Below are 26,415 nucleotides of genomic sequence, written 5' to 3' on the forward strand. Positions count from 1 at the left end.
GGTGTGGAGCCTAGACACCTCCACCACACCGGAGGTCTTCGTCATGATCAAGACCTGATCCGAGTTAACAACGCTCGTGGTCAATACACCTAGGGGGCGTCCGGGTGGCGGGGCGCGGGCGGTGGGCGGATGCTGGAGGGGCGACGATCCACAGGACGAAGGGGTGCGAGGACGTTTTCACGTCTCCCGCACCCCTTCGTCCGCGCGCGGGCTACCGCCTGCCCGCCGGCGCCCCGCCCTCCGGCGCACGGACCGCCTCGCCCTCCGCCGCCTCCGGCGCCACCCGCAGCCGCCGCGGCCCGGCGAGCACGTACGCGACGAGGAACCCGAGCGCGACGACGGCCGCCCCGCCCACCGCGTCCAGCACCCAGTGGTTGGCGGTCGCGACGATCGCGGAGACCGTGAACAGCGGATGCAGCACCCCGAGCGCCTTCATCCACACCTTGGGGGCGAGCAGCACGATGATCACCCCGCACCACAGGGACCAGCCGAAGTGCAGCGAGGGCATCGCCGCGTACTGGTTGGTGACCGCCGTCAGCGCCCCGTAGTCGGGCTTGGTGAAGTCCTGGACCCCGTGGACCGTGTCGATGAAGCCGAGGCCGGGCATCAGGCGCGGCGGGGCCAGCGGATAGAGCCAGAAGCCGACGAGCGCGAGGATCGTGGCGAAGCCGAGGGTGGACCGGGCCCAGCGGTAGTCGGCGGGGCGGCGCACGTACAGCACGGCGAGGATCGCCAGCGGGACGAAGAAGTGGAACGTCGAGTAGTAGTAGTCGAAGAAGCCCCGCAGCGGGCCGACGCCCGCGGCCGCGTGGTTGATCCGGTGCTCGATGTCGATGTGCAGCCACTGTTCGAGCGAGTGGATCTGGTGCCCGTGCCGCTCGGCGGTGTCCCGCCCGGCCGTGGCGGCCAGCCTGACGTGTCCGTACGCGGAGTAGACGACGCGGATCAGGAGGAGTTCCAGGAGGAGGTTGGGCCGGCTGAGCACCCGCCGCCAGACCGGCAGCAGCGGCACCCGGCTCCAGCGGGCCGGGACCGGCTCCGCGTACGCGGTGGGTACGGGCTTCAGCCAGTACGGGGAGGTGCGCGGCAGGAACGGCGTCGCGCAGGCGGCTCCGAGCGCGGCGAGCAGCAGCACGTTGTCGCGTACCGGGAAGAGCGCCCCGACGTTCGGCAGCAGCATCGTGCCCGGCAGGGTCGTCACGAGGACCACGACGGCCGGCCACACCAGGCGGTCGGAGGCGCTGCGGCCCGCCCGTCCGACCACGGCGAGCAGCACCCACAGCAGCTGGTGCTGCCAGGCGGTCGGGGACACGGCGACGGCCACGCAGCCGGTCACGGCCACCGCGAGCAGCAGCTGCCCGTCGCGCGCGTACCGCACGGCGCGGCGCAGGCCGATGACGCAGACGGCGGCGGCCAGCGCCACGAACAGCGCGATCTCCGGCGGCCCGGCCAGGCCCAGGCGCAGCAGCGCGCCGTGCAGCGACTGGTTGGCGAGGCTGTCCGCCTGGTCGCCGAGGCCCGCCCCGGCGACGTGGTGCACCCAGTACGTCCACGAGTCGTGCGGCATCGCGGCCCACGCCAGGGCCGTGCAGGCGGCGAAGGCACCGGCCGCGGTGAGGGCTGAGCGGCGTCTTCCGGTGAGCCACAGCAGCAGCGCGAAGAGGAGCACGGTCGGCTGGAGGGCGGCGGCCGCGCCGATGAGCACCCCGGCCGTGCGCTCCCCCCGGACCGCGAACAGGCCGACGAGGACCAGGAGGACGGGCAGGATGCTGACCTGGCCGAGGTGGAGGGCGTTGCGCACCGGCAGCGAGAGCATCAGCAGGCTGATCGCGACGGGCGCGGCGAGCAGCGCGGTGCGCCGGCCGACCGGCCCGGGCAGGGCGCGGGCGGCGACGAGGCCGAGGGCGGCGACGAGCAGCAGCGAGCCGAAGGTCCAGGCGACCCCGAGGCTCTGTTCGGCGGTGCGGGTCAGCGGCTTGAGGACGAGCCCGGAGAACGGGGTGCCGGTGAACCGGTCGGTGTCGTACAGCGAACCGGTCACATGGAGCACCCCGTTGTCACCGATCCAGGTCTCCAGATCGGTGAGCCGTTCGCCCGGCGGCTGCCGCAGCACCACCGCCATCTGCCGGACGGCCAGTGCGGCCACGAGCAGCCAGAGCACCGCCCGTACCGTTCCGGTTCTCGCTCCCGCCGTCGCGCTTGTGCTGCCACCGTGCTCCGCGTTCGCCACGCTGCGCCGACCCTCCAAGGTCTGTTGCCGGGCGATTGTCCGGCATGTGTGAAACCTTCGCATTGTGCTCTTGGGTAGACCCAATCAACCTGCTTTACGCCTGACTGTCACTCGGCTTTGTCCGAAAGTCCGCCCGCCCGGGCGGAGGGTGGGGCCGGAACCGGCCGTGGCCCGCGCACGTCTGAGCCCGTGATCAGTAACGACGGGGAGGGCGGAAGATGCGGCGCGCGGGGAGAAACGGAAGGACGGGGGGCTGGCCGGTCCGGGCGCTCTCCCTGCTCCTGATGCTGGTGTCGCTCCAGGTGGGATCGCTGATCGCACCGGCGTACGCCTGCGGCTGCGGGGCGATGGTGGTGAACCGGAACAGCCAGGTGGCGGTCGACCGGGAGACCTCGGCGGTCGGCTGGGACGGCCGCACCGAGCAGATCGTGATGCAGCTGAGCGTCCGGGGGAACGCGCCGGACGCGGCCTGGATCATGCCGGTGCCGCACCGCGCCACGGTCGAGCTGGGCGACGCGAAGCTGTTCGACGAGCTGAAGGCCATCACCGCGCCGGTCACCGAGGAGCGGCACTACTTCTGGCCCCGCGACAAGGACTGGCCGTTCGGTGGTTCGGGGAACTCCGCGGGCGACAGCGCCGCCGCCCCCGAGCCGGGTGCCCCGGTCGACGTGGTCGGCCGGGAACGGCTCGGCCCGTTCGACGTGGCCCGGCTCGCGGCGACCGACCCGGAGGCGCTGGAGAGCTGGCTGAAGGAGAACGGCTTCGAGCTGCCGGACCGCCTCGCGACGGCTCTGGGCCCGTACGTCGAGCAGAAGTGGGAGTACGTGGCGGTACGCCTCGCGCCGGAGCGGCAGGGGGGCACGCTGAGCGGGACGCTCGACCCGCTGCGGCTGCGGTTCGCCAGCGACCGGCTGGTCTATCCGATGCGCCTGTCGAAGCTCGCCGCCACCCCGCAGTCGCTCGGGCTGTACGTGCTGGCCGACCACCGCATGGAACCGCGCGGGGCGATCGGCGGGCGGCCCCCGAAGGTCGCGTTCGCGGGGCGCGTCGACCCCGCGAGGGAGCCGTACGGGGCGCTGGGGGCGGTCACCGGGGACAAGCCGGTCTTCGTGACGGCCATCGACCAGTACTTCCCGTCGCCGGAGCGGATCGACGGCGACCACGAGCTGCGGGCGACGGCCGAGGACACCCCGTACCGGACCGTGGTGTACCGGGACGCGCTGCTGACCTGGGCGGGCCTGCCGGCCTGGCTGCTGACGCTGCTCGGCGGCGCGCTGCTGCTGGTGGCCCTGCCCCTGTTCCTGTTCGTACGCGCCCGGCGGCGGCGTCCGGTCCTGCCTCCGCCGCCGGTCTTCACACCGCCGCCGCTGCGTTAGCCCTCGGTGCACGAGGGGGTCTCCGCCTGCCAGCCGGCGAAGAGCGGAACCTCCTCGCCGGGGTCCAGGACGACGATGCCGAAGGGCCGGTCGAAGGCGAGGTGCAGGCGGCGCGGGGGCGCTCCCGGCTCCGCGCCGGCCGGTGCGGGCAGCACCGTCACGGCGGCCGCCGCCAGACCCTCCTCGTTCACCGTCAGCACGGCCTCCTGGACCGCTTCGGAGAGCATCAGCGGGGTGGCCGAGAGCCCGGAGAAGTCGGCGGCCGGGGTCGACGCGAGGCGGATCCCGAGCGCCGGCAGCTGATCGGTGGCCCGGATGTGCGTACGCAGGGTGAAGCGCGGGACCGCGATGGTCACGACGTCCGCGTTCAGGGCGGTCCGCGCCTCCTTCGGCGCCCAGCCCGCCGGGAGCACGTCGGCCGCCCCCTCACCCGGCCGCCCCAGCACCAGGCGCACCTTGACCGGCGGCGGCGCGTCCGGCCCCCGCCGGGCGCACCGCAGATCGACGACGAACGCGCCTGCGGTCATCCAGACCATCCACGACAAGGGCGTCCCGAACATCGTCGGCACCTCGCGGGTGACGCCGTCCGCGCCGGTGAACGGCCGGTCCTCGGTCGCCTCCCGTTCGAAGGGCATCGCCCAGTCCGCCTTGAGCGCGAGCGCGTTGACCAGCACCAGGAGCATCTGCTCGTTCACGGTCACCGGCAGCCGCTCGATGAGCCCGCCGGTCGTCTTCCGCGCCCAGGCGTCCGCCTCGTCCGGTTCCATGGGCCCGAAGCCGATGTCCGGCAGCGCCTTCCGGAGCCTGCGGTGCACCGGGGTCCGCGTCCACACCCGGGTCGCCACGCCCAGCCCGTCGGTGGCCGCCAGCGCCCGGGCCGTGGCCGTGGCCGCCCCGGCCGCCTCGTCCCCGGCCACCCCGAGCAGGGCCCGCAGTTCGTCGGCGGTCTCCCCGCGCGCCCCGGCCGCGAGCGCGGTCAGGGCCAGCCAGAGCCCGGCGGGCGAGCAGACGAAGTCACCGCCAGGACCGGCCAGTTCCCGGACCCACCGCTCGCCGAGCCGCCGGACCGCTTCGGCCCCGTTCTCCCGCGCCACCGCGCCGCCCCCTCGAAATCGCTTGGCTCATACATACGTGCGGTAGCAAGAATGACCCAATGACCTGGACCGTGGCACCCGAACCCTTCGACTCCGCGGACGCGGCCCTGCTCCGGCGCGACTACTACGCCGAGGTCGCCGGCCGCTACTGGGGACGCCCGGCGACGGCCGAGGAGATCGAGGACGGGCTCACCGACGACGGCGCCGCCCTGCTGACCGCCCCCACCGGTGACTTCGTCGTCGGCCGCTCCGGGGGCCGGGCGGCGGCCTGCGCGGGCCTGATCCTCGTGGCCGCGGACACGGCGGAGCTCACCCGGGTCTACGTCCGCCCGGAGTTCCGGGGCACGGGCGGCGGCGGGCTGCTGCTCGCGGTGCTGGAGGAACGGGCCCGGGCGCTGGGGGCGGCCCTGCTCCGGCTGGACACCCGGCACGACCTGGTGGAGGCGCGCGGCCTGTACGCGAAGCACGGCTTCCGGGAGGTCCCGGCGTTCAACCGGGGGCCGTACGCGGAGCACTGGTTCGCCAAGGAGGTGGCCCCGGGGGCTGCGGCTTCTCCCGTATGACCGCAGGTCAATCCCGGTACGGGTGCCCCGCCGCGTGGTCGCGCTTCGGCTCCGGGCTGTGCGGGCGCTCCTTGCTCGAACCGCTGGTCTCCCGGGTCAGCTCGGAGACCAGCGCGACCAGGTCCGTCGGCCGGTCCGGCCCCCACCAGTCGCCCAGCAGCTCGGCGAGGGAGTCCTCGCGGGCCTGGGCGAGCTTCACCACCGCCTCGGCGCCCGGCTCGGTGAGCACCATCTGCACCCCGACGCGCCGGACGAGCCCGCGCCCCTCCAGCTGCCGGGCCGCGTCGTTGATCACCCGCAGCGGCACGGGCGCCACCTCGGCGAGCCGGGCGGGCTCCACGGTGCCGTGGCGCTTGATCCGCAGCAGCATCCAGCTGGCGGCGGGCAGCAGGTCGAAGCCCGCCTTCTCGGTGATCCTGACGTACACCTCGCGGCGTCCCTCCCGGGTGGCCAGCACGGACAGGGCCCGGGCGCACTCGTCGTACGAGGAGCGCTCGACCGGGTTGGACGCCAGGGTCTCGCTCGGGTCCGGCGCCGTCACCGAGCCGCGCAGCTTGTCCTCCTTGAGCAGCCAGGCGAAGAGGAAGGCGACCAGGACGACGGGTGCCGCGTACAGGAAGACGTCCGTGATCGACGTCGAGTACGCCTGGAGCACCGGTCCCCGCAGGGCGTCCGGCAGCTGTCCGATGGCGCGCGGGTCGGCGGCCAGGCTGTCCGCGTCCACACCGGGCGGCAGCGGCCGTCCGTCGAGCGCGTCACCGAGTTTGTCGGTGAGCCGGTTGGTGAAGATGGTGCCGAAGATCGCCACGCCGAACGAGGCCCCGATGGACCGGAAGAACGTCGCCCCCGAGGTCGCCACGCCGAGGTCCTGGTACGAGACGGCGTTCTGCACGACCAGGACGAGGACCTGCATCACCAGGCCGAGGCCCGCGCCGAACACGAAGAAGTAGGCGCTCATCTCCCAGGTGCCGCTGGACACCGTCAGCCGGTGCAGGAGCAGCAGCCCGATCGCGGTGATGCCGGTGCCGGCGACCGGGAAGACCTTCCAGCGGCCCGTACGGCTGACGATCTGCCCGGACACCGTCGAGGTGATGAGCAGCCCGAACACCATGGGCAGCATGTGGACACCGGACATCGTCGGCGTGATGCCGTGCACCACCTGGAGGAAGGTCGGCAGATAGGTCATCGCGCCGAACATCGCGAAGCCCACGACGAAGCTGATCACGGCGACGAGGCTGAAGGTCCTGATCCGGAACAGCTTCAGCGGAAGCACCGGCTCGGTGGCACGGCGCTCCACGAACACGAACGCGATCAGGAGCAGCACGGCCAGCACCGCCAGGCCGATGATCTTCCACGAGCCCCAGGGCCAGGTGGTGCCGCCGAGCGAGGCGACGAGCACGAGGCAGGTGGCGACCGAGGCGATGAGGAAGGTGCCCAGGTAGTCGATGGTGTGCTTCGTCCGGCGGACCGGGATGTGCAGCACGGCGGCGATCACGAGCAGGGCGACGACGCCGATCGGGAGGTTGATGTAGAAGACCCAGCGCCAGCTGAGGTGCTGGGTGAAGAAGCCGCCGAGCAGCGGCCCGAGGACGCTCGTCGCACCGAACACGGCACCGAAGAGCCCCTGGTACTTGCCGCGCTCACGGGGCGGGACGATGTCGCCGACGATCGCCATCGACAGCACCATCAGACCGCCGCCACCGAGCCCCTGGAGGGCGCGGAAGCCGATCAGCTGGGGCATGTTCTGGGCGAGACCGCAGAGCGCGGAGCCGATCAGGAAGATGACGATCGCGGTCTGGAACAGCTTCTTGCGCCCGTACTGGTCGCCCAGCTTCCCCCAGAGCGGGGTCGCGGCGGTCGAGGCCAGCAGATAGGCGGTGACCACCCACGACAGGTGTTCGAGCCCGCCGAGGTCGCTGACGATGGTGGGGAGCGCGGTGGAGACGATGGTCTGGTCGAGTGCCGCGAGCAGCATGCCGAGGAGCAGTGCGCCGATCGCCACCAGGACCGACCGCGTGGAGCGGTCCCCGCCGGGGGCCTGGGCCGTCGGGCTCAGCTGCTGGGCCATGAGACATCTCCTCGGATCCGCTACACCCCCATCCTGTCTGTTCTGCCCCGTTATGGCCTGCCGGGAGGCCGGATGATTGGGCTTCTCGGCGGCGGGCTGCATAATCGCAGGCAGTTCAAGGGGAGGGGACCCACGATGGCCGGACAGATATGCCCGGAGTGCGGTACGGAGAGCAGACCGGGCGCCGCTCCCGGCTGCGCCTGCGCGGGCCGGAACACCGGTACGCCGGGTTACGTCACCGACCCGGAGCGGGCCGCCGAGCAGCAGCGCGTCGCCGACGAGCACCACGCGGGCCGGTCCGCCGAGATGGCGGCGGCGGAGGACTTCGACCCGCTGCGCATCCGCCCCTACGTGACCCTGGGCGACGGCGCCTCGGCGGCGCCCGCGACGCCCCCGCCGGGCGCTCCGCACGTCTACGGCCCCGACGCGGCGACCACGATGCCGCTGTTCCTGGACCCGGCGGCGGGCGCCGCACCGGAGACCGGGGAGCCCGGCACCGCCCTCCTCCTCACCGGGCCCGACCCGGTGGCCCCGCGCCGCCGCAGACCGTTCGCCGCCGTCGTCGCGGGGGCCGCCGTGGTCGCCGTGGTCGGCACGGCGGCCTTCGTCGGCGGGCTGTTCAACGGGGACGGCGGCGGGGAGGCCGACCTGGACCAGGCCCTGCCCTCCACGGTGACCAGCCTCCCCGAGGAGAGCGGCGAGCCCGCGCCGTCCGCCTCGTCCTCCGCCTCCGCGCCGCCCAGCGGTTCCGCCTCCCCCACCTCGTCGGCATCGGCCTCCGCGTCCGCCTCCGCCTCCGCCTCGCCCTCCGCCTCCCCGTCCCGCTCCACCGGCCCGTCCGCCTCGGCACCGGGCGCGGACACCACGTCGTCGCCGTCGGCCACCGCGAGCTCCAGCGCCCCGGTCGAGGGCGTGGCCCCGCCCCCCTCGTCGCCGGACGAGGCAGGGACGCTGCGGCGGGGCGACCAGGGTGCGGAGGTCGCGGAGCTCCAGAACCGGCTCCGGGAGGTCTGGGTGTACAACGGGCCGGTCGATTCGGAGTACGGGGACCGCACGGAGCAGGCCGTGAGCGACCTCCAGACCTGGTGGAACATCGACGGCGACCCGGACGGCGTCTACGGCCCGAACACCCGGAGCCGCCTGGAGGCGATGACGACCGGACGCGGGCGCCGCTGACGGACCGCCTCCGGGAGGGGATTCGCATGTGCGGCCCCTTTTTTGTATCGTGGAGAAACAAAGTGGCCCCTGCGCGCACACCCTGACCGGCGGGCGGGGGCCGCTTGATATCCCGCGCCGCTCACCCCCGCGGCGTTCGCTTCCCCCGTTCTGTTTCTGGAGCCCGCCCATGCCGGCCACCGCCCTCACCGCCCGCGCCCTGCTGCTCGACATGGACGGCACCCTGGTGAACTCCGACGCCGTCGTGGAGCGCTGCTGGCGCCGCTGGGCGCTGCGGAACGGGCTGGACCCGGAAGAGGCGCTGAAGGTGGTCCACGGCCGCCAGGGCTACGCCACGATGGCGGTCCTGCTGCCGGAGCGTCCGATGGAGCAGAACTACGCGGACAACAAGGTGATGCTCGCCGAGGAGACCGCCGACACCGAGGGCGTCGTCCCGATCGGCGGCGCCCCCGCGTTCATGGACGCCATCGCCGCCCTTCCGCACGCCCTGGTCACCTCGGCCGACCTCGCGCTGGCGACGGCCCGGATGGGCGCCGCCGGGCTGCGGATGCCGGACCTCCGCGTCACCGCCGAGAGCGTCGGGGCCAGCAAGCCGGACCCGGAGGGCTTCCTCAAGGGCGCCGCGGCGCTGGGCTTCGCCCCGGAGGACTGCGTGGTCTTCGAGGACTCCGAGGCGGGCATCGCGGCGGGCCGGGCGGCCGGCATGCGCGTGGTGGGCGTCGGCCCGCGCGCGGGCGCCCACTCCCCGGACGCCCACGTGGCCGACCTGACGCGGCTGCGCGTCGAGGCGGCGGCGGACGGCACGATCACGCTGCACGTCGAGGCGCGGTAGTCTCCCGGCGGGGCGTCCGAAGCCCCGCCCACCGCACGCGCCGGGGCCGCTGACCCCACGTCAAACACCAGCACCACGAACCTCCGTACGGCCCTCGCCCACCCCGGGCGGGGGCCGTACGCATGAACACCCGCGCAGGTCAAGGGCGTCGGCGCCGCGTCGGCCCGGCTCACCGCGCCCGCGCGCACGGGTCCGTACGCCCCCCGCACCACGAACCCCTTTGTCAGATCCCTTGATGTGACGTGCCCATGTCGCCACCCTGTTACCTGGCGCCCACCCCACGGAAACCCGGCGCCGCCACGATGGCCGGGCCGTTCATGACAGCCCGTCCACATCCCCCCACATCAAGGGAGTTCGCATGTCAGGTGTCTACGCGCGTCGCATAGCCGTCCTCGCCGCGTCCGCCGCACTCGCCGCCACCACGGGCCTGCTCACCGCGCCGAGCGCCCAGGCGGCCATGCCCACGCCGGTCTCCGCTTCCACGGCCCGCACCTATCTGAGCGAGCTGACCGTGAAGGCGGAGGGCTCGTCCAGCGGGTACAGCCGGGACAAGTTCCCGCACTGGATCACCCAGTCGGGAGCTTGCGACACCCGTGAGGTCGTCCTGAAGCGGGACGGCGCGAACGTCTCCCAGAACTCCAGCTGCTCGGCGACCGGCGGCAGTTGGTACTCGGAGTACGACGGTGCCACCTGGACCGCCGCGTCCGACCTGGACATCGACCACATGGTGCCGCTCGCCGAGGCGTGGCGCTCCGGCGCGTCCAGCTGGACGACCGCCCAACGGCAGTCGTACGCCAATGACCTGACCCGCCCGCAGCTGATCGCGGTCACGGACAACGTCAACCAGTCCAAGGGCGACCAGGACCCGGCGTCCTGGATGCCGCCGCGCGCCGCGTACAAGTGCACCTATGTGCGCGCCTGGATCCACGTGAAGCACTACTACAACCTGTCCGTCGACTCGGCCGAGAAGTCGGCCCTGCAGTCCGCGCTCAGCGGCTGCTGAACCGAGGAACACCCGACCGCGGCCCCAATCCCGGTGGCCCCACCGGCCGATGCCCGCACGACGGGCCGGCCGGCGGGGCCACCGATGTGTTTTCGGCCTACTACTGCTGTTCATGACAAGCCGCACACCGCTCCGCAGGCGCGCCGGCGGGCCCACAGTCCGCCAACGGGGCGCGAGGGGCCCGGAACTCCCGTGGGACTCCAGTGAAAGCCGGGGGTGCCGTGGTGGGGGCCCTCGCCGCCGGAACGGGGCGCCCATGGCCGGAAAGCTGCGCCGCCATTGGTTCAGGCCAAGCGAAGGAACGAGGCTGCCCAGTTCGAGGCGGTATTGGGGCGGCGAACGACGCACAACCGACCGTCGGATTTCAGCCAGGCGACGAAACGTTGAACTTGCAAGTATTGGTGAGGTCTACCTAATCTTTTGCGCCCAGTCGGTTCACGTCCCCACCAGACCGAAGGAGCTCCCCCCATGACCCCACACCTCCACCGAGCACAGCCCTACGTCCTCGCTCTCTTCCGCATCGTCGTCGGCGGGCTCTTCGCCTGCCACGGCGCCGCCTCGGTCTTCGGCGTCCTCGGCGGCGCCCACGGCGGCGGCTCCATAGCCGCCGGCACCTGGCCGGGCTGGTACGCGGCGGTGATCCAGCTCGTCGGCGGCGTCCTCGTGGCCCTGGGCCTCGGCACCCGCGCCGCCGCCCTGATCTCCTCCGGCTCCATGGCCTACGCCTACTTCACGGTCCACCAGTCGCACGCCCTCCTCCCCCTCCAGAACGGCGGCGAACCCTCGGCCGTCTTCTGCTGGGTCTTCCTGCTCCTGGTCTTCACCGGCCCCGGCGCCCTGGCCCTGGACAACCTCCTCACCGCCCGCACCCCGGACCGTCAGGACCGGGACCGCACGCGGGAACAGAACTCCCCGGTCACCGTCTGACCCTCCCTCCCCGCTCCCCCGGGCCCGCCGGACCGACCGGGCCCCGCACTCCCCTCGCGTACCGCCGGGAAAACCGCTCCCCGGCGGTACGCGCTCCAGGCGCCCTCGGCCGGGGTGCCCAACATCACGCATATATATGGATCACCGGGTGAACGGCAGGCGTACGCTGTACAGCTGACCCTGCCGCTCCTGCCGCTCCCCTGCGACGTCGCGGCGTTGTTAACGATCGGGGAGTAGAAGGTGCTAGAGAGTGTGGGTGCGCTGACCGGCAGCCCATGGATCTACGTAGCGGTCGCCCTCTCCGTGCTGCTGGACGTCTTCCTCCCCGTACTGCCCAGCGGTGTGCTGGTGATCACCGCCGCCACGGCCGCCGCGGCCGGCACCACCGGGGTCGCCGCCGACGCGGCGGGCGCCGCCCGCCAGGTGACCGAGGTCCCCTCCCTGCTGGCCCTCGTCCTGTGTGCCGCCACCGCCTCGGTGCTCGGCGACTTCGCCGCGTACCGGCTGGCCCGGCACGGCGGCGAGCGGCTGGACCGCGCCATCGCCCGCTCCCGCCGCCTGACCTCCGCGCAGGAGCGCCTCGGCGCCGCCCTGAGCCGGGGCGGCGGCATCCTCGTCGTCATCGCGCGCTTCGCCCCGGCCGGGCGCTCGGTCGTCTCGCTGGGCGCGGGTGCCTCGCACCGCAAGGTGAAGGAATTCCTGCCCTGGTCGGCCGTCGCGGGCGTGGCCTGGGCCGGTTACAGCGTGGGGCTGGGCTACTTCGGCGCGCAGTGGCTGGGCGCGAGCTGGCTGGGCACGGCCGTCTCGGTCCTCGCCCTGTTCCTCGCGGGCTCCTTCGCCGCGCTGCTCATGCGGCGCCCGGCCGCCGCCGCGGCCGCCGCGCCCCCTATGGCGTCCTGACACCACCCCGTATCTCCAGGCCGTCGAGCAGCCGGGCGGTCGCCTCGGCGATCTCGTCCACGGCACGGTCGAAGACTTCCCTGTTGTGCGCGGCCGGGGCGCGGAAGCCCGACACCTTGCGGACGAACTGCAGGGCGGCGGCGCGGATCTCGTCCTCGGTGGCCTCTTCGGGCAGGACGGGCGGTCGGAGCGTCTTGATACTGCGGCACATGTCTCCAGTGTGACCCGCGCCACTGACAACGGCACCGGGTCCGCCCTGAGCGGCCGGTCAGACGACCGGCTTCCGCGCCGTGCACAGGGCCCAGATGACGAAGGTGTCGATGGCGAGGGAGACCACCGCCCAGACCGGCTGGTAGGGCAGCCACATGAAGTTGGCGATCATGTTGAGCGCCGCGAGCCCCACACCGGCCCCGCGCGCCCAGGCGGAGCCCTTGAGGATGCCCCAGCCGACGATCGCGATGACGATGCCGAGGATGAGGTGGATCCAGCCCCAGGCCGTCACGTTGAACTTGAAGACGTAGTCGTTGATCCGCGCGTACACGTCGTCCGAGGCAATGCCGGCGATGCCCTTGATCGCGTCGAGCACCCCGTCCACCAGCAGCAGTACACCGGCGAACATGACCCCGCCGGACGCCCAGGGGTTCTCGTCCCCCGCGCGCGGCGGGGTGGGCGAGGAGGGGGTGCCCGGCGGGGGCGCGGTCTGTGCCATGAGGACTCCTGAGCCGGAGGGGACGTACAGGTCAGACCGACCATGCGCCGCCCTTCCCGGCACGGCTACGTGGAAACCCCCGTACGGGTGACGCTCCCGGCCTCCGCCGCGTCCCCGCTCCGCGCCTCTTGCGCCGCACCACGCGGCCGCCCCGACGTCCCCAGCACCACGAACACCGTGGCGACCAGGAGCACCGCCGCCACGACCCGTAGCCCGTCGGACATCGCCGGGGCGAAGGCGGCGGCGCGGGCGGCCCCGCCGTGCTCCGTGCCCGTCCCGGCGGCCAGCACGGTGCCGACGACGGCGACACCGAGCGCCGCCCCGATCTCGCGCGCCGCCGTGTTGAGCCCGGAGCCGAGCCCGCTGCGGTGCGCGGGCAGCCCGGCGACGACGGCCACGGTGAGGGCGGGCGCGCAGAGTCCCGTACCGGCCGAGATGACCAGGAGGTAGACGGCGTACAGGGCGTACGGGGTACTGCCGTCGGCGGTCGAGACGAGGAGCAGCCCGAGGCCGATGACCGCGAGCCCGCCGCCCGCCACCGGGCGGATGCCGTACCGGTCCTGCCAGCGCGCCCCGAACTTCGGCATGACGGCCATCCCGACGGTGAGCGGCACGATCGCGACCCCGGCGAGGCCGACCGGGAAGCCCTTCACGTACTGGAGGTACTGGGAGTTGACGTAGAACAGCGCGAACAGCCCGAAGAAGGCGGTGGCGATGCCCAGGGTCCCGGCGCGCACCACCGGCGAGGCGAAGATCCGGGGGTCGAGCAGCGGCCGTGCGGCGCGCAGCCCGTGCACGGTGAAGACGGTGAGCAGTACGGCTCCGAGGCCGAAGGCGGTCAGCACCCGCGCCGAGCCCCAGCCCTGCGGCGGGCCCTCGATGATCCCGTACACCAGGGCGGTGAGGGCGGCGACGAGCAGCAGCGAGCCGAGCGGGTCGGGTGCGGAGTCGCTGCGTTCGGGGCTGCGGGGCGTGAGACGGGCGACGGCGAGGGCGAGCAGCGCGGCGAGCGGCACCATCGCCCAGAAGAGGGCGCGCCAGGTGGAGAACTGGCCGGCGAGGCCGCCGCCGACGTTGCCCGCGAGGCCGCCGAGTCCGGCCGCGAGCGTCCAGGTCGCGAGCGCCTGGGACCTGCGCGCGGGCGGGGTGAGGGTGATCAGGAGGGACATGGTCGCGGGCATGATCAGCGCGGCCCCGGCCCCGCACACCCCGCGTCCCGCGATGAGCGCGGCGGGGACGGTGGCGAGCGCGCTGGTGGCGGCGCCCGCGGCGAAGAGGCCGAGTCCGGCGAGGAGGGCGCCCTTGCGGCCGAAGCGGTCGCCGAGCGCACCGGCCGGGATCAGCAGCCCGGCGAAGACGATGACGTACGCGTCGACCGACCAGAGCAGTTCGCTGGAGGACGGGTGCAGAGGGGAGGCGACGAGCTGGGGGATGAGCAGGTTGACGGCGGCGACCATGCCCTGCGCGACGAGCACACAGGCGCAGAGCGCGTACTGCGCGGCCGGGGTAAGGCGCGGGGGCTTCTGGGCATACGGGGACAACGCTCCTCCTGGGAGCCGTGACGGGTGGGATGTGCTTCCACCGTAGAGTTGGCGCGACTTGCTTTCCAATGCATCTTCGACAAGGGATGTATGCGCGTGACGCAATCCGGCCTTGACCTCAATCTTCTGGTCGCCCTGGACGTCCTACTCGACGAATGCAGCGTCTCCGGGGCGGCCGCCCGGCTGCATCTGTCCGAGCCCGCGATGAGCCGCACCCTCGGCCGCATCCGCAAGGCGCTCGGCGATCCGGTGCTGGTGCGCGCCGGGCGCACGATGGTGCCCACCCCGCACGCCCTGGCCATCCACGGCGAGGTGCGCGCGGTCGTGGAGCGGGCGCGCGGGCTGTTCCTGTCGGGCGGCAAGGTGGATCTGCGCGCCCTGTCACGGACGTTCACGGTGCTGGCCCAGGACACCCTGGCGGCGGTCTCCGGACCCGCGCTGTTCGCCCGGATCGCCCACGAGGCGCCCGGCGTACGGCTCCGGTTCCTGATGGAGAGCCATGTGGACGGCCCGTTCCTGCGCGAGGGCGCCGCCGACCTGGAGGTGGGTGTGCTCGACACGCGTTCCCCGGAGGTGCACCGCGAACACCTCTACAACGACCGGATGATGGGCGTCGTGCGCCCGGGCCACCCGCTCCTGGACGGGGAGATCACCCCGTCCCGGTTCGCCGCCGCCGACCATCTGACGGTGTCCCGTCGCGGCCGGACGGCGGGCCCGGTGGACACCGCCCTCGCGGAACTCGGCCTGAGCAGACGGGTGGTGGCCAGTGTGGGCACCCTGCCCTCTTCGCTGTTCATCCTGCTCAGCAGCGATCTGGTCGGGCTGACCTCCCTGCGGGCGCGCCCGTTGACGGAACCCCTGGGTCTGCGGACGTTCGAGATCCCCTTGCCGCTGCCGCCGCTCCCCTTCGGCATGGCCTGGCATCCGCGCCACGACGCCGATCCGGCCCACGCCTGGCTACGGGAGTGCTTCCGCCGGCTGGCCCGCGAGGAGGCTCCGGACGGCGACGCCGGAAATCCGCTGTCCCCCGTCCCGCCGGGCGGCTAACCTCCGACCGACCGAGGACCCGAGGATTGGCCGACGACCCGAGGAGGGGAAGTTGCCCGGTAGCCCTCGCACGCGCTGACGCCGTAGACCGACCCGTCATCGCGTGCTGCCTCCGAGCGCGGCACAGCGAGCCCTTCCCGCCGGACCGCCGGCGCGCACCTGCGCGTCGGGTGGCGGCGGAGCCTTGCCGTCCGCAGCCCAAGGGGCCCTTTGTGCATCCCGTTTCGCGTATCCCCTCCCCCGCACTCCGGCGGGACTCCGGCTTCCTGCGCCTGTGGGCCGGGCAGACCGCCTCCCAGTTCGGCGAGCAGGCGCTCCTGGTCGTCCTGCCGCTCGTCGCCGTCGTCACGCTGCACGCCGACGCGGGCGCGCTCGGCCTGCTGCGTGCGGTGGAGCAGGCGCCGATCCTGCTGCTCTCGCTGTTCGCGGGCGCGTGGGCGGACCGCCGCCGCACCCGTACGGTGATGGTCGCGGCGGACCTCGGCCGGGCGCTGGCCCTGGCGGCGGTGCCCCTGGCGTTGCTGCTCGGCGTGCTCGGGCTGCCGGTCCTGCTCGTGGCGGCCGCCCTGCTCGGGGTGGGGAGCGTGTTCTTCGATGTGGCGTACCAGGCGTCGCTGGTGCGGCTGGTGGACCGCGAGCTGCTGATGCGGGGCAACAGCGCGCTGGAGGGCAGCAGGTCGGCGGCGCGGATCGGCGGCCCGGCGCTGGGCGGGGCGCTGATGTCGGTGTTCTCGCCGCTGCTCGCGGTCGTCACCGGTGCGGGCTTCTTCGTCCTGTCGGCCGTGTCGATCGGCCGTATCCGGCGCCCGGAACGTGTGCCCGCGCCCGCCGGGACCCCGGGGCCGGTCCTGCGACGCATCCACGAAGGGCTCCGCTTCGTGGCCCGGCACCCGGCGCTGCGTGCGGTGGGACTGGCGTCGGCCCTGTTCCAGTTCTCGCTGGCGGCCCTGATGACCGTCTATCTGCTCTTCCTCCCCCGCGAACTGGGCCTGTCCGGCGCCGAGGTGGGCCTGGCACTGGCGGCGACCGGCCCGGGCGCGGTGCTGGGGTCGCTGCTCGCGGCGAGGCTGCCGGAGCGGCTGGGATACGGCGTGGTGCTGGTCGGGTCGGCGGTGCTGGCGGACGGCGTGATGCTGGGCGTACCGGCGCTGCACGGTTCCGGGCCCCTGGTCCTGCCGGCGCTGATGGCCGTCAACCTCGTCTTCGGTACGTTCGGGCAGCTCGTCAACGTCACGGTGATGTCCGTTCGGCAGGCGGTCACGCCGGTCGGGATCCAGGCCCGGGTGGTGGCGACGATCAACTTCGCCGGGATGGGCCTCACCCCCTTCGGCTCCCTGCTCGGCGGCTTCCTGGCGAGTACGTGGGGTCTGCGCCCGAGCCTCCTCGTCACCGCGGTCGCGCTCGCCCTGTCCCCGCTGTTCATGGCACTCTCCCCCTTGGCGCGCCTGGGCAAGGTGCTTCCCGTCGCAGCTCAGGGCGGCCCGTCATATGCCGGTGAGTGACCCATGCTTCGCGTACGATACGGGCATGAGCGAACGCGCGATGCAGGAACCGACCCTCCTCCTCCTGACCGCCCTGGCGGACGAGCCCCGGCACGGATACGCCATCGCGCGCGAGGTCGAGACGATCTCGGACGGCCGGGTGAAGATGCGCACCGGCACGCTGTACGGCGCGCTGGAGCGGCTGCTGAACGAGGGCCTGGTCGAGGTGTACGCGGAGGAGGTCGTGGACAGCCGGCTCCGCCGCACCTACACCCTCACCGCGACCGGCCGGGAGACCCTGGCCGCCGAGGCCCGCCGGATCGCCGCCACCGCACGCGAGGCCACCCGGCGCCTGGGCGCCGCCGGTAAGCCGGCCACCACGTGAGCACCCCGCTGCTGCGGCTCTACCCGCCCGGTTACCGCCGCGCGTTCGGGGCGGAGATCGCGGAGGCGTACCGGGAGGCGACCGAGGGCGCGGGCCGGGCCGCCCGGCTGCGGGAGGCGGGCGACATCGTGGCGCACGCGCTGCGGATGCGGATGCGCCTGGGGTCCGCCCAGCGCGCCGGACGCCTGTTCGCGGCCGTCGCGCCCTTCGCGCTGGCCGCGACGGCCGCGTACGCCGCCTTCGGCCTGGTCTCGATGCTCGGCGACTGGCGGCTGAGCGGGAATCCGGACTTCCTGGTCCCGCTCAGCTTCGTCATGATCGGCTGCGACCTGGTGACGCTGGCCGGGGCGGTCCTGGCGCTGGGCGGGCGGTTCGCGGCGGGGGCGCGGGGCGCGTTCGCGGGCGCGCTGGCCCAGCAGTGCGCGCTCGTCGTGGTCCCGCTGACGGCCGGGGTGCTGCCGCCGCCCGCCATCACCCCGTATCTCCTGGCCCCGGTCGCGGTGGCGGCGCTGCCGCTGGCCTGCCCGCCGGACCTGCGCCCGCCCGGGCGCGCCCAGGGTGCCGCGGCCCGGGTCGCGCTGCTGCTGTGGACCGGGCTCCTGGTGGCCGCCCTGACCCTGGCGGAGACCGGCAGCCATCTCGCGTACGTGCTCTGGCGGTTGGGCGTCCCGGTGGCCGCCGCCCTGCTCCTCGCGGGCCGCCCGGCGCTGGCCCGGCTGCGCACGCCCGGCCGGTTCGCGCTGGCCGGGGCGCCGTTCGTCGCGATGGGGTACTGCGCCGGGGCGGTGGACCGGGACACCGTGGTCCCGGTCCTGGCCGCCGTGGCGGCGGCGGGGGTGGCGCTGCGGCTGTGGCGGCTGCGGGGCGGGAGGAGCACGGGCTGAGGGGCGGGGGCTCAGGCGGTCACGCGGATCTTCGACTGCCCGTGCCCCAACTGCTCCCAGTCCTCCATGAACCGCGCCCGCAGCCCGTGCCTGGCCGCGAGGCCGGTCAGGGTCTCGGTCCGGTAGTAGAAGTCCTCGCGCAGCACCTGGTGTTCGGCGCCGGTGGTCCGGTCGAAGGTGAAGTCGAAGTACCCGCCGGGCGCCAGCACGCGCCCCACATGGGCCAGGCACTCCTCGATGATCTCGATCGGCGAGTGCGAGAAGACGCTGTGCGCGTGGACGACGTCGAAGTACGCGTCCGGCAGGAAGTCCAGCGTCAGGTCCTTGGTGATGGTCAGGTGCGGCACCTTGGCCTGGAGCCCCCGCTCGGTCAGGGTCCGCTTGGCGGCGATCAGGATGTCGGGCGAGATGTCGATGCCGTAGTAGTGCCCGGCCTCCAGATGGTCGATGAACCGCCAGCCGGCCCGGAGGTTCCCGCACCCGATGTCGAGCATCCGGGCCCCGGGGGTGAGTCCGTGCTCGACGAGGTAGTCGAACTGCATCTGCCCCAGCGCCAGCCACCGTTCGTGGGTCTGGCTGCCGACGGCGGCCTCCGGGTTGCGCCGCGTGTCCGAGGCCATCACGGCACGGTAGTAGTTCACGTGGTCCGGGTGCCTGAACGCCAGCCACCGGTCACGGGCCGCGCGCTTCAGGTAGGGCGCGATGCGGTCCGGCCGGCTCGCGGCGTAACGGACCTTGTGGGCCAGGGACTCACGGTTGGCGACGAGGTTCTTCTTGGATGCCATGGCGTCACTATAGGCCGGTGAACGACATATACAAACCAGCGACCCTTGGGTCCGCGCCCTCGGGCCCGCCCGTGAACGCCTCAACTCCGCCTGATCCGGCGCACATCGCGTACACAGGCGTTGGCCACCCCGGCGGCGAGGACGACGGCCGAGCACACCAGGAGGATGTGCCCGCTGGACCAGTGCGCGGACGCGGCCGCGACCAGCAGGTAGCCGGCCGGGATGGCGAGCTGTTCGCCCAGCGAGTTGAAGGCGTTGAGCCGCCCCAACTCCTCGTCGGGGACCTGCTGTTGCATGACGGTGGACCAGGCGACGATGGCCACGTCCATCCCGACCCCGGCGACGAAGGCGGCCCCCAGCACCCAGAGCAGCGGCAGCCCGAGCCCCAACGCGGCCAGCGGCAGGAAGAGTCCGGAACTCGTCACCACGGCGACCAGCACGAGCCGCTGCGGCTTCCACAGCAGACAGACGAGCGTCCCCGCGAGCAGCCCCGCCGCGAACGCCCCCTGCACCAGCCCCCAGGAACCGGCGCCCGCGTAGCCGCTGTCCGCCACGAGCGGCCCGAGCAGCTGGTACCCGGCCAGCCAGGCGGCCACGACCGCCGTACCGGACAGCGTGAAACTCCACAGCCAGGCCCGGGACCTGAACCCGGCCCACCCGACCCGCAGATCGGCCACGAGCCCCGCGCGCGGGCCACCGACGGACACCGCCCCCGCGAGCCGCAGCCCGGCCAGCAGGATCGCGGCCACGAAGAAGGTCACGGCATCCCACCCGAGCGCCCACGCGGGGCCGGTCAGCGCGACGACGAACCCGCCGACGACGGGACCGACGACCTTGACCGCGTTCCTGGGCACCCGGACCAGCGCGTTGGCCTGCTGAAGCCGCCCCGGCTCCACGAGCCGGGGAACGACCCCCTGGGCCGCCGGTGCGGTGAAGGCGGCCGCCGCCCCCGAGACGCACGCGCACAGGCTCATCGCGGCGGTGGTCGCCGTCCCGGTCGCGACGAGCACGGCCACGGCCGCCTGCGCGGCCCCCGCGCCGAGATTGCCGAGGAAGAGGATCCGGCTGCGCGAGACCCGGTCCGCCAGCACCCCGCCGACGAGCAGCAGGACCAGGGCGGGCACGGTGTTGGCGGTCAGCACGATCCCGAGCGACCGCGCTCCCCCGCCCTGCTCGATCACGGCGAACGCCAGCGCCACGGGGGCCATCGCGGAGCCGGTCGCGGAGACGAGGTGGGCGAGCAGGAACCGCCGGAAGGCGGGCAGTCGCAGCGGCGAAACGCCCTGGTCGACGGTGGTCGTCAGTCCAGCTCGCGCGTCAGCCATCCCGGCAGGGTAGGGGCGGCAGGCCGGAAAGGCATCCGGTTTCGGACGCGCCCTACCGGCGCCCGTGGTCGGGGTCCGCGTCCAGGCCGGGCAGTTCCTCGTGCCCCTCCGAGTAGTGGTTGACCCACCCGCAGAGCGCACAGGCGTACCGCCCGGCCAGACCGTGCACCTCGGTGCCGCACCGCGCACAGTCGGTGCGGGTGATCTCGGGAATCGTCGGTTCGGGCTCGCTGCTCACACGGGGACTGTACCGAGCGCGGCGCTCCCCGCGGAGTTCGCGTACGGACTGATCATGGTGTCGAAGTACACCTCGGGCGCCCCTTCCAGGAAGGTCGACAGGTTGTCGAGGAAGGCGCGCAGCGCGGGCAGGGCGTTGTGCCGGTCGAGGTCCTCCTGCGAGCGCCACACCTCGTACAGGAAGAACCGCCCGTCCTCCTGCTCGTGCAGGTGGTAGGCCAGGTTGCCGGGTTCGCTCCGGGTGGGTCCGACGAGGGCGGACAGCGTACGCCGGACCTCGTCGGCGCATTCCGGGCGCGGCCGCAGAAAGCCGTAAAGCGCAAGGGAGTTGGTGCTGTGTTGTGTCATGCCTCCACGCTAGGATCTGACACCGGTGTGAGGTTCAAGAGCCCCCGAGGCCCGGAGCGCGTGAGGTACGCCACATGAAGATCGGTGATCTGGCCACGGCGACCGGCACCTCGGTCCGGCTGCTGCGGTATTACGAGGAGCAGGGCCTCCTCGCCTCGCACCGCCTCGCCGGCGGCCACCGCCGCTACGACGCCGACGCACCCGCCGTGGTCCGCCGCATCCACTCCCTGCTGGACGCGGGCCTGCCGACCCGGACCATCCGCGATCTGCTCCCGTGCGTACGGCAGGACGGCACGGTGGCCCTGTGCAAGCTGGACACCCTGGAACAGCACCTCCAGGGCCTGGACGACCGCATCTCCGCACTCCAGGAAACCCGCTCGTCCCTGTCCGTCCTGGTCACGGCGGCCCGGGCGGCGGAGGCGTGACGGGCACACCCCAGGCCGTGTCCGGAAAGTCCCGTCTGGCCCGCGACGCCCTGCGGGTGTACGACGGGACTTTTCGGACACGGCCTAGGGTGTGGCGGTGATCTTCAACAGGAAGCCCGAGGCCGCGCGCCTCACCGCCGCCGTGTCCGACCTGGAAGAGGCGGTCGCCGCCCGCGACGGCGACCGCACCGGGCGCGCGTTCGGCGACGTGATGAACAGTGCACAGCCGGCGTCGGACGCCGAGTGCCGCGACGCGGGGCCCCGCCTCGCGGCCCTGCTCCCCGCCTTCCCGCCGACCGGCCCGCGCCCGATGCTGGCGATGGCCGCCGGCTACTGCGTCGAACGGGGCGCCGAGCCGCAGGCCTGCGCGGAACCGATCCTGGACGGTGTCCGCCGGGACCTGCTGGACGCGGCGGAGTTCGCGCGGCGCTGGACGGCGACGGGCGACGAACTCCCGGCCCCGGACGAGGGGTCGATCGACGACGCGTTCCTGGCCCGGCTGGGGGACGACACGTACGAGGCGACCCGCCTGGCCCTCGCCTGGTGCGCCCTGGAGCAGTGGCAGCCGCCCGCCCTCGCGGTGCTGTGCCGCAGCACGGAGGTACGCCGCCGGCACGCGTCGGACCTCCTCCCGCTCTGCCGCGCGGTGGAGGCCCTGGACCGGCACGACCTCAAGTGCCTCTCGTACGCCCTGGCGGTGCTCGACGACGAACCCGTGATCGTGCTCCACCGTCCGACCGGGACGGGCTTCGAGATACGGATCGCCGGCATCGGCGACAACTTCCAGCTCCACACCCTGCTCGGCCACGTCCTGGTGGGCGGCGGCCACGTCCCCGGCGCGGCCCCCTCCCCGGAGAGCGTCCGCCTGGCGACGAGCCCCGAACCCGCCGAGAGCGAATCGGACGCGGTGGCGACCGGCTGCTTCGAACTCCTCACCCCGGACGGCACCCGCATCTGGAACGAGGGCCTGCCGGACGACATCCCGGTGGTGGACGGCCGCCGCCTGCTGGTCCTGGACGACCCGTCCTACTCACGCACCTGGAACGCCGACCGCTTCTTCCCGCATCTGCCGGGCCGGGCGGAGCTCATCCGCGTACTGCCGCCGGACGAGACGGAGACGTGGTACGCGCACACGTCACCGGCCGCCTGACCGCTTCCGGCCCTCTCTCACGCACCCGGCGCCGCGAAGCACAGCGCGTCGAAGTGCCGCCCGGCGAAGAAGTGCCGGAGCCCACCGATCCGCTGCCATCCGAGCCGCTCGTACAGCCGGATGGCAGCGGCGTCTTTGGTCAGGACCTCCAGCACCAACGGCAGCCCGTGCGCCCGGGCATACGCCTCCGCCGCGTCCATGAGCCGCGCTCCGGCGGAAGCGCCCCGCGCGTCCCGCCCCACGAAGAACCGGGCCAGCACCGCGATCTCCGTATCCCCGGCACCACCGCTCTCCCGCCAGAGCCGTGCCACATCCTCCCCGCGCCGGGCCCGGTTGACCGCGACATGCCCCACGACGCGCCCGTCGAGCTCGGCGACCCAGGCCGCGATCAGGCCGTCCGGCGAGAGCCACGCCTCGGGGTCCGCCACCCCTTCCACGGGATACCCGTCGGACTCGTGGACACCGGCGAGCACGGCAGCCGCCGCACCCAGATCGGCGACCTCCCGGGGACGGACCAGGACTTCGGACACGGCTCACCTTCCACGGGTGCGGGCACGACTGTCGGACCAGCCTGCCACGGCTCTCGACCTCACCTCGCCGGGCGTCCGCCCTCTCATGTCCGGCGACCAGCCGCTCCCCCCGGCACATCTGCGACTGCCCTGGCCGTCACCAGGTAGCCCGCGAAGGCGACCCCCTCCCGGGCCTTCGCCCACCCGTCCGCCGCCGCCTCGACCGGAACCAGCACGGTCGTGCCCGGAACGGCGTAGTTCACCCGGTCCGTGGCCCCCGGAGGCACCCCGTAACGGCAGTGCACCTCGACAACCGACAGCACCTCCAGGGAGGCAGGCGCGCGCCCTTCCTCAGCCCCGTGATGCTCCTCGCGGAAGTCGATCCCATCCGCACGCTCCTCGCCGACGAGGTCGGCGTAGTCCTCGGGATCGACCTCCATCAACGTCCACGACACGACGCCCCCGGGCGCGAAGGGCTCCCCGCAGCACTGCATCTGCCAGTCATCGACCCAAATCGTGAACGTCACCCGGCCATTGTGCTCCGTACGGCCCGGCTCAGCGCAGCCCGAACCGTTCGGCCCAGGCGGTCACATCGGCGGTGGTCGCGTTGCCGCCGCAGACGACCAGGCCGAGCCTGGCACCGTCCCCGACGCGCTCCAGCACCTGGCGGGCCGCGGGCAGCAGGCATCCGGCGGCGGGCTCGGCCCACACCTTCGCGTGGTCGGCCAGGTCGAGGGTGCCCTGCACGGCCTCGGCGTCGGTCACGGTGAGGACGTCGGTGACGAGGGCCGAGACGTGCTCGTAGGTGAGCGGCGAGGCGCTCGGGGCGCTCAACGTCGAGACGATCGACGACAGTTCGACCGGCACCGGCCCGCCGGCGGCCAGCGCCTCCGACATGGCCCGCGCGCCTTCGGTCTCGACGCCCCAGATCCGTACCCCGGGACGGCGCGCGTGCAGCGCGGCCGCGACACCGGAGATCAGCCCCCCGCCACCGATGCTGACGAGTACGTCGGTGAGCTCACCGGCATCCTCCGCGAACTCCAGGCCCACCGTGCCCTGGCCCGCGACGACGACGGGGTCGCCGAAGGGATGGACCAACGCGAGCCCCGACTGCTGGAGTTCGTCCACGAGGGCGAAGGCGCCGCCCATCGTGTCGGCGAGGATGACACTCGCCCCGGCCGCCTCGGCGATCTCCACGGCGCGGCCGGGGGCGGACCGGGGCATGACGACGGTCGCCTTGATGTCCAGCGCACCCGCCATCTCCGCGACCGCGATGCCGTGATTGCCACCGCTCACGGCGACGACCCCCGCGGCACGCTCGGCCTCACCGAGCGCCAGCAGCTTCGCCGTCGCCCCACGGGCCTTGAAGGAACCGGTGCGCTGCAGCAGTTCCAGCTTCGCGGTGACCGGCGCCCCCAGCAATGCGGAGAGCCCGGGACTCACCACGGTCGGCGTCCGCACCACATACGCGGCAATCCGCTCGGCCTCGGCTTCCACATCCGCGACGGTGATCAGCACGTTCCCCTCCACGCTCAGTAGGTCGACAGGAGCAACCTACCGACCGTCGATGAGATCGCCGTGCCGAAGGTCTGCGAGATGATCGCATCATGAGTGAGATCGTTTTGATGTCGGACCCGAAGGTCGCCGCCATTCCCGTCTCGGAGTGCGGTGAGCGCCTTGTGGACGTGCGCACCACCGGTTCGCTGCTGGTCGACGCACGCAAGCAGGACCCGGCAGACTCCTTCGTCTACCTGCGCGAAGGAGTACTGGAGCGGCTGCTCAAGGCCCAGGCGGGACTCCCCCAGGACCTGCGGCTGCTGTTCGTCGAGGGATACCGGCCCCCGTCTCTCCAGCGGGAGTACTTCGAGGAGTACGCGAGCCAACTGCGAACCGCCCACCCGGAATGGCCCGCCCAGCAGATCCACTCAGCAGCGAGCCGGTACGTATCACCGCCCGGCATCGCCCCGCACAGCGCCGGCGCGGCCGTCGACCTCACCCTGGCCGACACGGCCGGGAACGAACTCGACCTGGGCACAAGGATGAACGCGAACCCGGAGGAGAGCGGGGGCGCCTGCTACACCCACGCTGCCAACATCAGCGAAGAGGCCAGAGCCAACCGCCGACTACTGGGCTCCGCACTGACGTCGGCCGGCCTGGTGAACTACCCCACAGAATGGTGGCACTGGTCCTTCGGCGACCGCTACTGGGCCCTGACCACGGGCAACCCCACCGCTTGCTACGGCCCGAGGGAACTCGCCCCCGCGGCTAACCGACCACCCGCCCCCACCTGCCCGACCGGTCACGCGGCAGATACGGACGCCGAAGGCCCCCAGCCATGATCGGCCGGGGGCCTTCGCACTGGTGGGCGCGGACGGTTTCGAACCGCCGACATCTGCTTTGTAAGAGCAGCGCTCTACCCCTGAGCTACGCACCCGTGGATGAAGGAACAGGTTACATGGCTCGCGGGGCATGTCGACAATCGGTTTCGGGTGGGCGTACGGGGGATAGCCCCACCCCGGAGACGGTAGCCGTCCGGATCGTCCGGGGTGGGCCCGGTTGCCTACCGTGAGGACACATCGCAGCGCCGGCCCCAGGGGGACCTGATCACCATGACCATCCGTAATCGCAGCGCAATCGTGGCCGTCGGGGGCACCGTTCTGCTCGTCGCGGCGCTCACCGGGTGCGGGAGCACGGACGTGGACGACGCGCCCGTCGAGCACAAGTCATTCGCGTTCGAGGGAAAGGCGCTGACCATCGACGCGGAGAACTCCACCGTGGAGGTCGTCCCGGCGGACGTGGACGAGGTCCAGGTGACCCGGAGGGTCGACGGGTGGGTGGTCCTCGGGAGCGGGCCGGACCCCGTGTGGAAGCTGGAGGGGGACACGCTCACCCTCCACGTGAAGTGCAAGGCGCTGATCAGCAACTGCGGGTCGCGCCACACGGTGAAGGTGCCCCGCGGGCTCGCGCTGACCGTGGACGCGGACAACGGGAAGGTCACCGCGTCCAAGTTCACCACGCCGCTCAAGCTGCACGCCGACAACGGCGGCGTCGTCGCCCGGGACGTCAGCGGGCCCCTCGACCTGAAGAGCGACAACGGGTCCGTCCGCGCCGAGCGGGTCTCCTCCCGGTCCGTGGTGGCGCGGTCGGACAACGGGTCCGTGCAGCTCGGCCTCACCCGGGTTCCGGACCTCGTGGACGCCGACAGCGACAACGGGCGCATCGCCATCGACCTGCCCGCCGGCACGACCTCGTACGCCGTTTCCGCGTCGGCCGACAACGGGCACGTCGATGTGAAGGTGCCCCGCAGTGACAGCAGCCGCCACGTGGTGAAGGCCCACAGCGACAACGGCGGGGTCGCCGTCCGGCACGCGAGCTGAGAGCCGTCCGGCACGCGAGCTGAGAAAGGGGCACGGTCACCGG

General features: G+C 73.0%; 28 protein-coding genes and 1 tRNA gene. 15 read left to right on the forward strand and 14 right to left on the reverse strand.

Going from position 1 to position 26,415, the window contains the following annotated elements:
* Positions 1 to 211 precede the first annotated feature (211 nt).
* Positions 212 to 2,161, reverse strand: coding sequence for a phosphatase PAP2 family protein (locus tag ACFZAT_RS16960; protein ID WP_391265035.1), 1,950 nt, complete (start codon positions 2,159 to 2,161; stop codon positions 212 to 214).
* 353 nt (positions 2,162 to 2,514) lie between these two features.
* On the opposite strand from ACFZAT_RS16960, the gene ACFZAT_RS16965 reads away from it, so the two are divergent.
* Positions 2,515 to 3,606 carry a DUF2330 domain-containing protein gene (locus tag ACFZAT_RS16965; protein WP_391265293.1) on the forward strand — a complete coding sequence of 364 codons (1,092 nt, stop codon included), beginning with the start codon at positions 2,515 to 2,517 and terminating at the stop codon, positions 3,604 to 3,606.
* Here ACFZAT_RS16965 and ACFZAT_RS16970 read toward each other — a convergent pair.
* Positions 3,603 to 4,700 carry a serpin family protein gene (locus ACFZAT_RS16970; RefSeq protein ID WP_391265036.1) on the reverse strand — a complete coding sequence of 366 codons (1,098 nt, stop codon included), beginning with the start codon at positions 4,698 to 4,700 and terminating at the stop codon, positions 3,603 to 3,605. The two genes, ACFZAT_RS16965 and ACFZAT_RS16970, sit on opposite strands and share 4 nt — an antisense overlap.
* Positions 4,701 to 4,759: 59 nt before the next feature.
* Here ACFZAT_RS16970 and ACFZAT_RS16975 point away from each other — a divergent pair, with 59 nt between their 5' ends.
* The gene (locus ACFZAT_RS16975) at positions 4,760 to 5,263 is read left to right on the forward strand and encodes a GNAT family N-acetyltransferase (protein ID WP_391265037.1); all 504 of its coding nucleotides are present in this window, start codon (positions 4,760 to 4,762) and stop codon (positions 5,261 to 5,263) included.
* Positions 5,264 to 5,270: 7 nt separating this feature from the next.
* Here the strand turns inward: ACFZAT_RS16975 and ACFZAT_RS16980 are convergent, their stop codons facing one another.
* Positions 5,271 to 7,433, reverse strand: coding sequence for a DHA2 family efflux MFS transporter permease subunit (locus tag ACFZAT_RS16980; RefSeq protein WP_391265038.1), 2,163 nt, complete (start codon positions 7,431 to 7,433; stop codon positions 5,271 to 5,273).
* A 33-nt stretch (positions 7,434 to 7,466) separates the two neighbouring features.
* Between ACFZAT_RS16980 and ACFZAT_RS16985 the strand changes: the two genes are divergently transcribed.
* The 5 genes from ACFZAT_RS16985 (at position 7,467) to ACFZAT_RS17005 (ending at position 12,169) form a co-directional block, all read left to right on the forward strand.
* Entirely contained in the window at positions 7,467 to 8,507 is a 1,041-nt protein-coding gene (locus ACFZAT_RS16985; protein WP_391265039.1) for a peptidoglycan-binding protein, read from the forward strand.
* Between the two features lie 169 nt (positions 8,508 to 8,676).
* Complete coding sequence (locus tag ACFZAT_RS16990; protein WP_391265040.1) at positions 8,677 to 9,339, forward strand: HAD-IA family hydrolase; 663 nt, start codon at positions 8,677 to 8,679, stop codon at positions 9,337 to 9,339.
* A gap of 358 nt (positions 9,340 to 9,697) precedes the next feature.
* Positions 9,698 to 10,342, forward strand: a complete 645-nt coding sequence (locus ACFZAT_RS16995) for a DUF1524 domain-containing protein (protein ID WP_391265041.1) — start codon at positions 9,698 to 9,700, stop codon at positions 10,340 to 10,342.
* Between the two features lie 468 nt (positions 10,343 to 10,810).
* Positions 10,811 to 11,269, forward strand: coding sequence for a DoxX family membrane protein (locus tag ACFZAT_RS17000; RefSeq protein ID WP_391265042.1), 459 nt, complete (start codon positions 10,811 to 10,813; stop codon positions 11,267 to 11,269).
* Between the two features lie 240 nt (positions 11,270 to 11,509).
* The gene (locus ACFZAT_RS17005) at positions 11,510 to 12,169 is read left to right on the forward strand and encodes a DedA family protein (protein ID WP_026171563.1); all 660 of its coding nucleotides are present in this window, start codon (positions 11,510 to 11,512) and stop codon (positions 12,167 to 12,169) included.
* On the opposite strand, the gene ACFZAT_RS17010 is transcribed toward ACFZAT_RS17005, so the two are convergent.
* The 3 genes from ACFZAT_RS17010 to ACFZAT_RS17020 all read right to left on the reverse strand — a co-directional run bounded on the left by ACFZAT_RS17010 (position 12,156) and on the right by ACFZAT_RS17020 (position 14,419).
* A complete protein-coding gene (locus ACFZAT_RS17010; protein WP_330311870.1) occupies positions 12,156 to 12,380 on the reverse strand; it encodes a DUF2277 domain-containing protein in 225 nt (74 codons plus the stop codon). The two genes, ACFZAT_RS17005 and ACFZAT_RS17010, sit on opposite strands and share 14 nt — an antisense overlap.
* A 57-nt stretch (positions 12,381 to 12,437) precedes the next feature.
* A complete protein-coding gene (locus ACFZAT_RS17015; protein ID WP_391265043.1) occupies positions 12,438 to 12,878 on the reverse strand; it encodes a hypothetical protein in 441 nt (146 codons plus the stop codon).
* Between the two features lie 65 nt (positions 12,879 to 12,943).
* Complete coding sequence (locus ACFZAT_RS17020; RefSeq protein ID WP_391265044.1) at positions 12,944 to 14,419, reverse strand: MFS transporter; 1,476 nt, start codon at positions 14,417 to 14,419, stop codon at positions 12,944 to 12,946.
* A gap of 90 nt (positions 14,420 to 14,509) precedes the next feature.
* On the opposite strand from ACFZAT_RS17020, the gene ACFZAT_RS17025 reads away from it, so the two are divergent.
* The 4 genes from ACFZAT_RS17025 to ACFZAT_RS17040 all read left to right on the forward strand — a co-directional run bounded on the left by ACFZAT_RS17025 (position 14,510) and on the right by ACFZAT_RS17040 (position 18,216).
* On the forward strand, positions 14,510 to 15,466 hold the full coding sequence (locus ACFZAT_RS17025) for a LysR substrate-binding domain-containing protein (protein WP_391265045.1): 957 nt from the start codon (positions 14,510 to 14,512) through the stop codon (positions 15,464 to 15,466).
* 212 nt (positions 15,467 to 15,678) lie between these two features.
* Complete coding sequence (locus ACFZAT_RS17030; protein WP_391265046.1) at positions 15,679 to 16,968, forward strand: MFS transporter; 1,290 nt, start codon at positions 15,679 to 15,681, stop codon at positions 16,966 to 16,968.
* A gap of 25 nt (positions 16,969 to 16,993) precedes the next feature.
* Positions 16,994 to 17,332, forward strand: coding sequence for a helix-turn-helix transcriptional regulator (locus tag ACFZAT_RS17035; protein ID WP_391265047.1), 339 nt, complete (start codon positions 16,994 to 16,996; stop codon positions 17,330 to 17,332).
* The gene (locus ACFZAT_RS17040; protein WP_391265048.1) at positions 17,329 to 18,216 is read left to right on the forward strand and encodes a hypothetical protein; all 888 of its coding nucleotides are present in this window, start codon (positions 17,329 to 17,331) and stop codon (positions 18,214 to 18,216) included. The genes ACFZAT_RS17035 and ACFZAT_RS17040 overlap by 4 nt, the downstream gene beginning before the upstream one ends.
* Before the next feature lie 11 nt (positions 18,217 to 18,227).
* Here ACFZAT_RS17040 and ACFZAT_RS17045 read toward each other — a convergent pair whose 3' ends face one another.
* The 4 genes from ACFZAT_RS17045 to ACFZAT_RS17060 form a co-directional block, all read right to left on the reverse strand.
* Entirely contained in the window at positions 18,228 to 19,001 is a 774-nt protein-coding gene (locus tag ACFZAT_RS17045; protein WP_391265049.1) for a methyltransferase, read from the reverse strand.
* Positions 19,002 to 19,081: 80 nt separating this feature from the next.
* Positions 19,082 to 20,326, reverse strand: a complete 1,245-nt coding sequence (locus ACFZAT_RS17050; RefSeq protein ID WP_391265050.1) for an MFS transporter — start codon at positions 20,324 to 20,326, stop codon at positions 19,082 to 19,084.
* 52 nt (positions 20,327 to 20,378) lie between these two features.
* A complete protein-coding gene (locus ACFZAT_RS17055; protein ID WP_073965347.1) occupies positions 20,379 to 20,564 on the reverse strand; it encodes a hypothetical protein in 186 nt (61 codons plus the stop codon).
* Positions 20,561 to 20,911 carry an antibiotic biosynthesis monooxygenase gene (locus tag ACFZAT_RS17060; RefSeq protein WP_391265051.1) on the reverse strand — a complete coding sequence of 117 codons (351 nt, stop codon included), beginning with the start codon at positions 20,909 to 20,911 and terminating at the stop codon, positions 20,561 to 20,563. The genes ACFZAT_RS17055 and ACFZAT_RS17060 overlap by 4 nt, the downstream gene beginning before the upstream one ends.
* Positions 20,912 to 20,985: 74 nt before the next feature.
* Between ACFZAT_RS17060 and ACFZAT_RS17065 the strand changes: the two genes are divergently transcribed.
* Both ACFZAT_RS17065 and ACFZAT_RS17070 read left to right on the forward strand, forming a co-directional pair.
* The gene (locus tag ACFZAT_RS17065; RefSeq protein ID WP_391265052.1) at positions 20,986 to 21,336 is read left to right on the forward strand and encodes a MerR family transcriptional regulator; all 351 of its coding nucleotides are present in this window, start codon (positions 20,986 to 20,988) and stop codon (positions 21,334 to 21,336) included.
* A gap of 97 nt (positions 21,337 to 21,433) precedes the next feature.
* Positions 21,434 to 22,486, forward strand: a complete 1,053-nt coding sequence (locus ACFZAT_RS17070) for a hypothetical protein (RefSeq protein ID WP_391265053.1) — start codon at positions 21,434 to 21,436, stop codon at positions 22,484 to 22,486.
* A 17-nt stretch (positions 22,487 to 22,503) separates the two neighbouring features.
* Here the strand turns inward: ACFZAT_RS17070 and ACFZAT_RS17075 are convergent, their stop codons facing one another.
* The 3 genes from ACFZAT_RS17075 to ACFZAT_RS17085 all read right to left on the reverse strand — a co-directional run bounded on the left by ACFZAT_RS17075 (position 22,504) and on the right by ACFZAT_RS17085 (position 24,525).
* Positions 22,504 to 23,016: a GNAT family N-acetyltransferase gene (locus ACFZAT_RS17075; protein WP_391265054.1), complete on the reverse strand. Its 513-nt coding sequence runs from the start codon at positions 23,014 to 23,016 to the stop codon at positions 22,504 to 22,506.
* Positions 23,017 to 23,099: 83 nt separating this feature from the next.
* Positions 23,100 to 23,522, reverse strand: a complete 423-nt coding sequence (locus tag ACFZAT_RS17080; RefSeq protein ID WP_391265055.1) for a DUF6578 domain-containing protein — start codon at positions 23,520 to 23,522, stop codon at positions 23,100 to 23,102.
* Positions 23,523 to 23,550: 28 nt separating this feature from the next.
* Positions 23,551 to 24,525: a pyridoxal-phosphate dependent enzyme gene (locus tag ACFZAT_RS17085; protein ID WP_391265056.1), complete on the reverse strand. Its 975-nt coding sequence runs from the start codon at positions 24,523 to 24,525 to the stop codon at positions 23,551 to 23,553.
* 77 nt (positions 24,526 to 24,602) lie between these two features.
* Between ACFZAT_RS17085 and ACFZAT_RS17090 the strand changes: the two genes are divergently transcribed.
* Complete coding sequence (locus ACFZAT_RS17090) at positions 24,603 to 25,334, forward strand: M15 family metallopeptidase (RefSeq protein WP_391265057.1); 732 nt, start codon at positions 24,603 to 24,605, stop codon at positions 25,332 to 25,334.
* Positions 25,335 to 25,354: 20 nt separating this feature from the next.
* Here ACFZAT_RS17090 and ACFZAT_RS17095 read toward each other — a convergent pair.
* Positions 25,355 to 25,429, reverse strand: a tRNA-Val gene (locus tag ACFZAT_RS17095).
* A 175-nt stretch (positions 25,430 to 25,604) separates the two neighbouring features.
* Here ACFZAT_RS17095 and ACFZAT_RS17100 point away from each other — a divergent pair.
* Positions 25,605 to 26,372, forward strand: a complete 768-nt coding sequence (locus ACFZAT_RS17100; RefSeq protein WP_391265058.1) for a DUF4097 family beta strand repeat-containing protein — start codon at positions 25,605 to 25,607, stop codon at positions 26,370 to 26,372.
* Positions 26,373 to 26,415 lie beyond the last annotated feature (43 nt).

The sequence above is a fragment of the Streptomyces sp. NPDC008163 genome, from assembly GCF_042956885.1.
Taxonomy (GTDB): domain Bacteria; phylum Actinomycetota; class Actinomycetes; order Streptomycetales; family Streptomycetaceae; genus Streptomyces; species Streptomyces drozdowiczii_A.

What these genes read in the sequence shown, in the direction of transcription:
- ACFZAT_RS16965 (WP_391265293.1), top strand. Translation starts at nt 2,515, where the DNA reads ATGCTGGTGTCGCTCCAGGTGGGATCGCTGATCGCACCGGCGTACGCC.
- ACFZAT_RS16975 (WP_391265037.1), top strand. Translation starts at nt 4,760, where the DNA reads ATGACCTGGACCGTGGCACCCGAACCCTTCGACTCCGCGGACGCGGCC.
- ACFZAT_RS16980 (WP_391265038.1), bottom strand. Translation starts at nt 7,433, where the DNA reads ATGCAGCCCGCCGCCGAGAAGCCCAATCATCCGGCCTCCCGGCAGGCC.
- ACFZAT_RS16985 (WP_391265039.1), top strand. Translation starts at nt 7,467, where the DNA reads ATGGCCGGACAGATATGCCCGGAGTGCGGTACGGAGAGCAGACCGGGC.
- ACFZAT_RS16990 (WP_391265040.1), top strand. Translation starts at nt 8,677, where the DNA reads ATGCCGGCCACCGCCCTCACCGCCCGCGCCCTGCTGCTCGACATGGAC.
- ACFZAT_RS16995 (WP_391265041.1), top strand. Translation starts at nt 9,698, where the DNA reads ATGTCAGGTGTCTACGCGCGTCGCATAGCCGTCCTCGCCGCGTCCGCC.
- ACFZAT_RS17000 (WP_391265042.1), top strand. Translation starts at nt 10,811, where the DNA reads ATGACCCCACACCTCCACCGAGCACAGCCCTACGTCCTCGCTCTCTTC.
- ACFZAT_RS17010 (WP_330311870.1), bottom strand. Translation starts at nt 12,380, where the DNA reads ATGTGCCGCAGTATCAAGACGCTCCGACCGCCCGTCCTGCCCGAAGAG.
- ACFZAT_RS17015 (WP_391265043.1), bottom strand. Translation starts at nt 12,878, where the DNA reads ATGGCACAGACCGCGCCCCCGCCGGGCACCCCCTCCTCGCCCACCCCG.
- ACFZAT_RS17025 (WP_391265045.1), top strand. Translation starts at nt 14,510, where the DNA reads ATGCGCGTGACGCAATCCGGCCTTGACCTCAATCTTCTGGTCGCCCTG.
- ACFZAT_RS17035 (WP_391265047.1), top strand. Translation starts at nt 16,994, where the DNA reads ATGAGCGAACGCGCGATGCAGGAACCGACCCTCCTCCTCCTGACCGCC.
- ACFZAT_RS17045 (WP_391265049.1), bottom strand. Translation starts at nt 19,001, where the DNA reads ATGGCATCCAAGAAGAACCTCGTCGCCAACCGTGAGTCCCTGGCCCAC.
- ACFZAT_RS17050 (WP_391265050.1), bottom strand. Translation starts at nt 20,326, where the DNA reads ATGGCTGACGCGCGAGCTGGACTGACGACCACCGTCGACCAGGGCGTT.
- ACFZAT_RS17060 (WP_391265051.1), bottom strand. Translation starts at nt 20,911, where the DNA reads ATGACACAACACAGCACCAACTCCCTTGCGCTTTACGGCTTTCTGCGG.
- ACFZAT_RS17065 (WP_391265052.1), top strand. Translation starts at nt 20,986, where the DNA reads ATGAAGATCGGTGATCTGGCCACGGCGACCGGCACCTCGGTCCGGCTG.
- ACFZAT_RS17090 (WP_391265057.1), top strand. Translation starts at nt 24,603, where the DNA reads ATGAGTGAGATCGTTTTGATGTCGGACCCGAAGGTCGCCGCCATTCCC.
- ACFZAT_RS17100 (WP_391265058.1), top strand. Translation starts at nt 25,605, where the DNA reads ATGACCATCCGTAATCGCAGCGCAATCGTGGCCGTCGGGGGCACCGTT.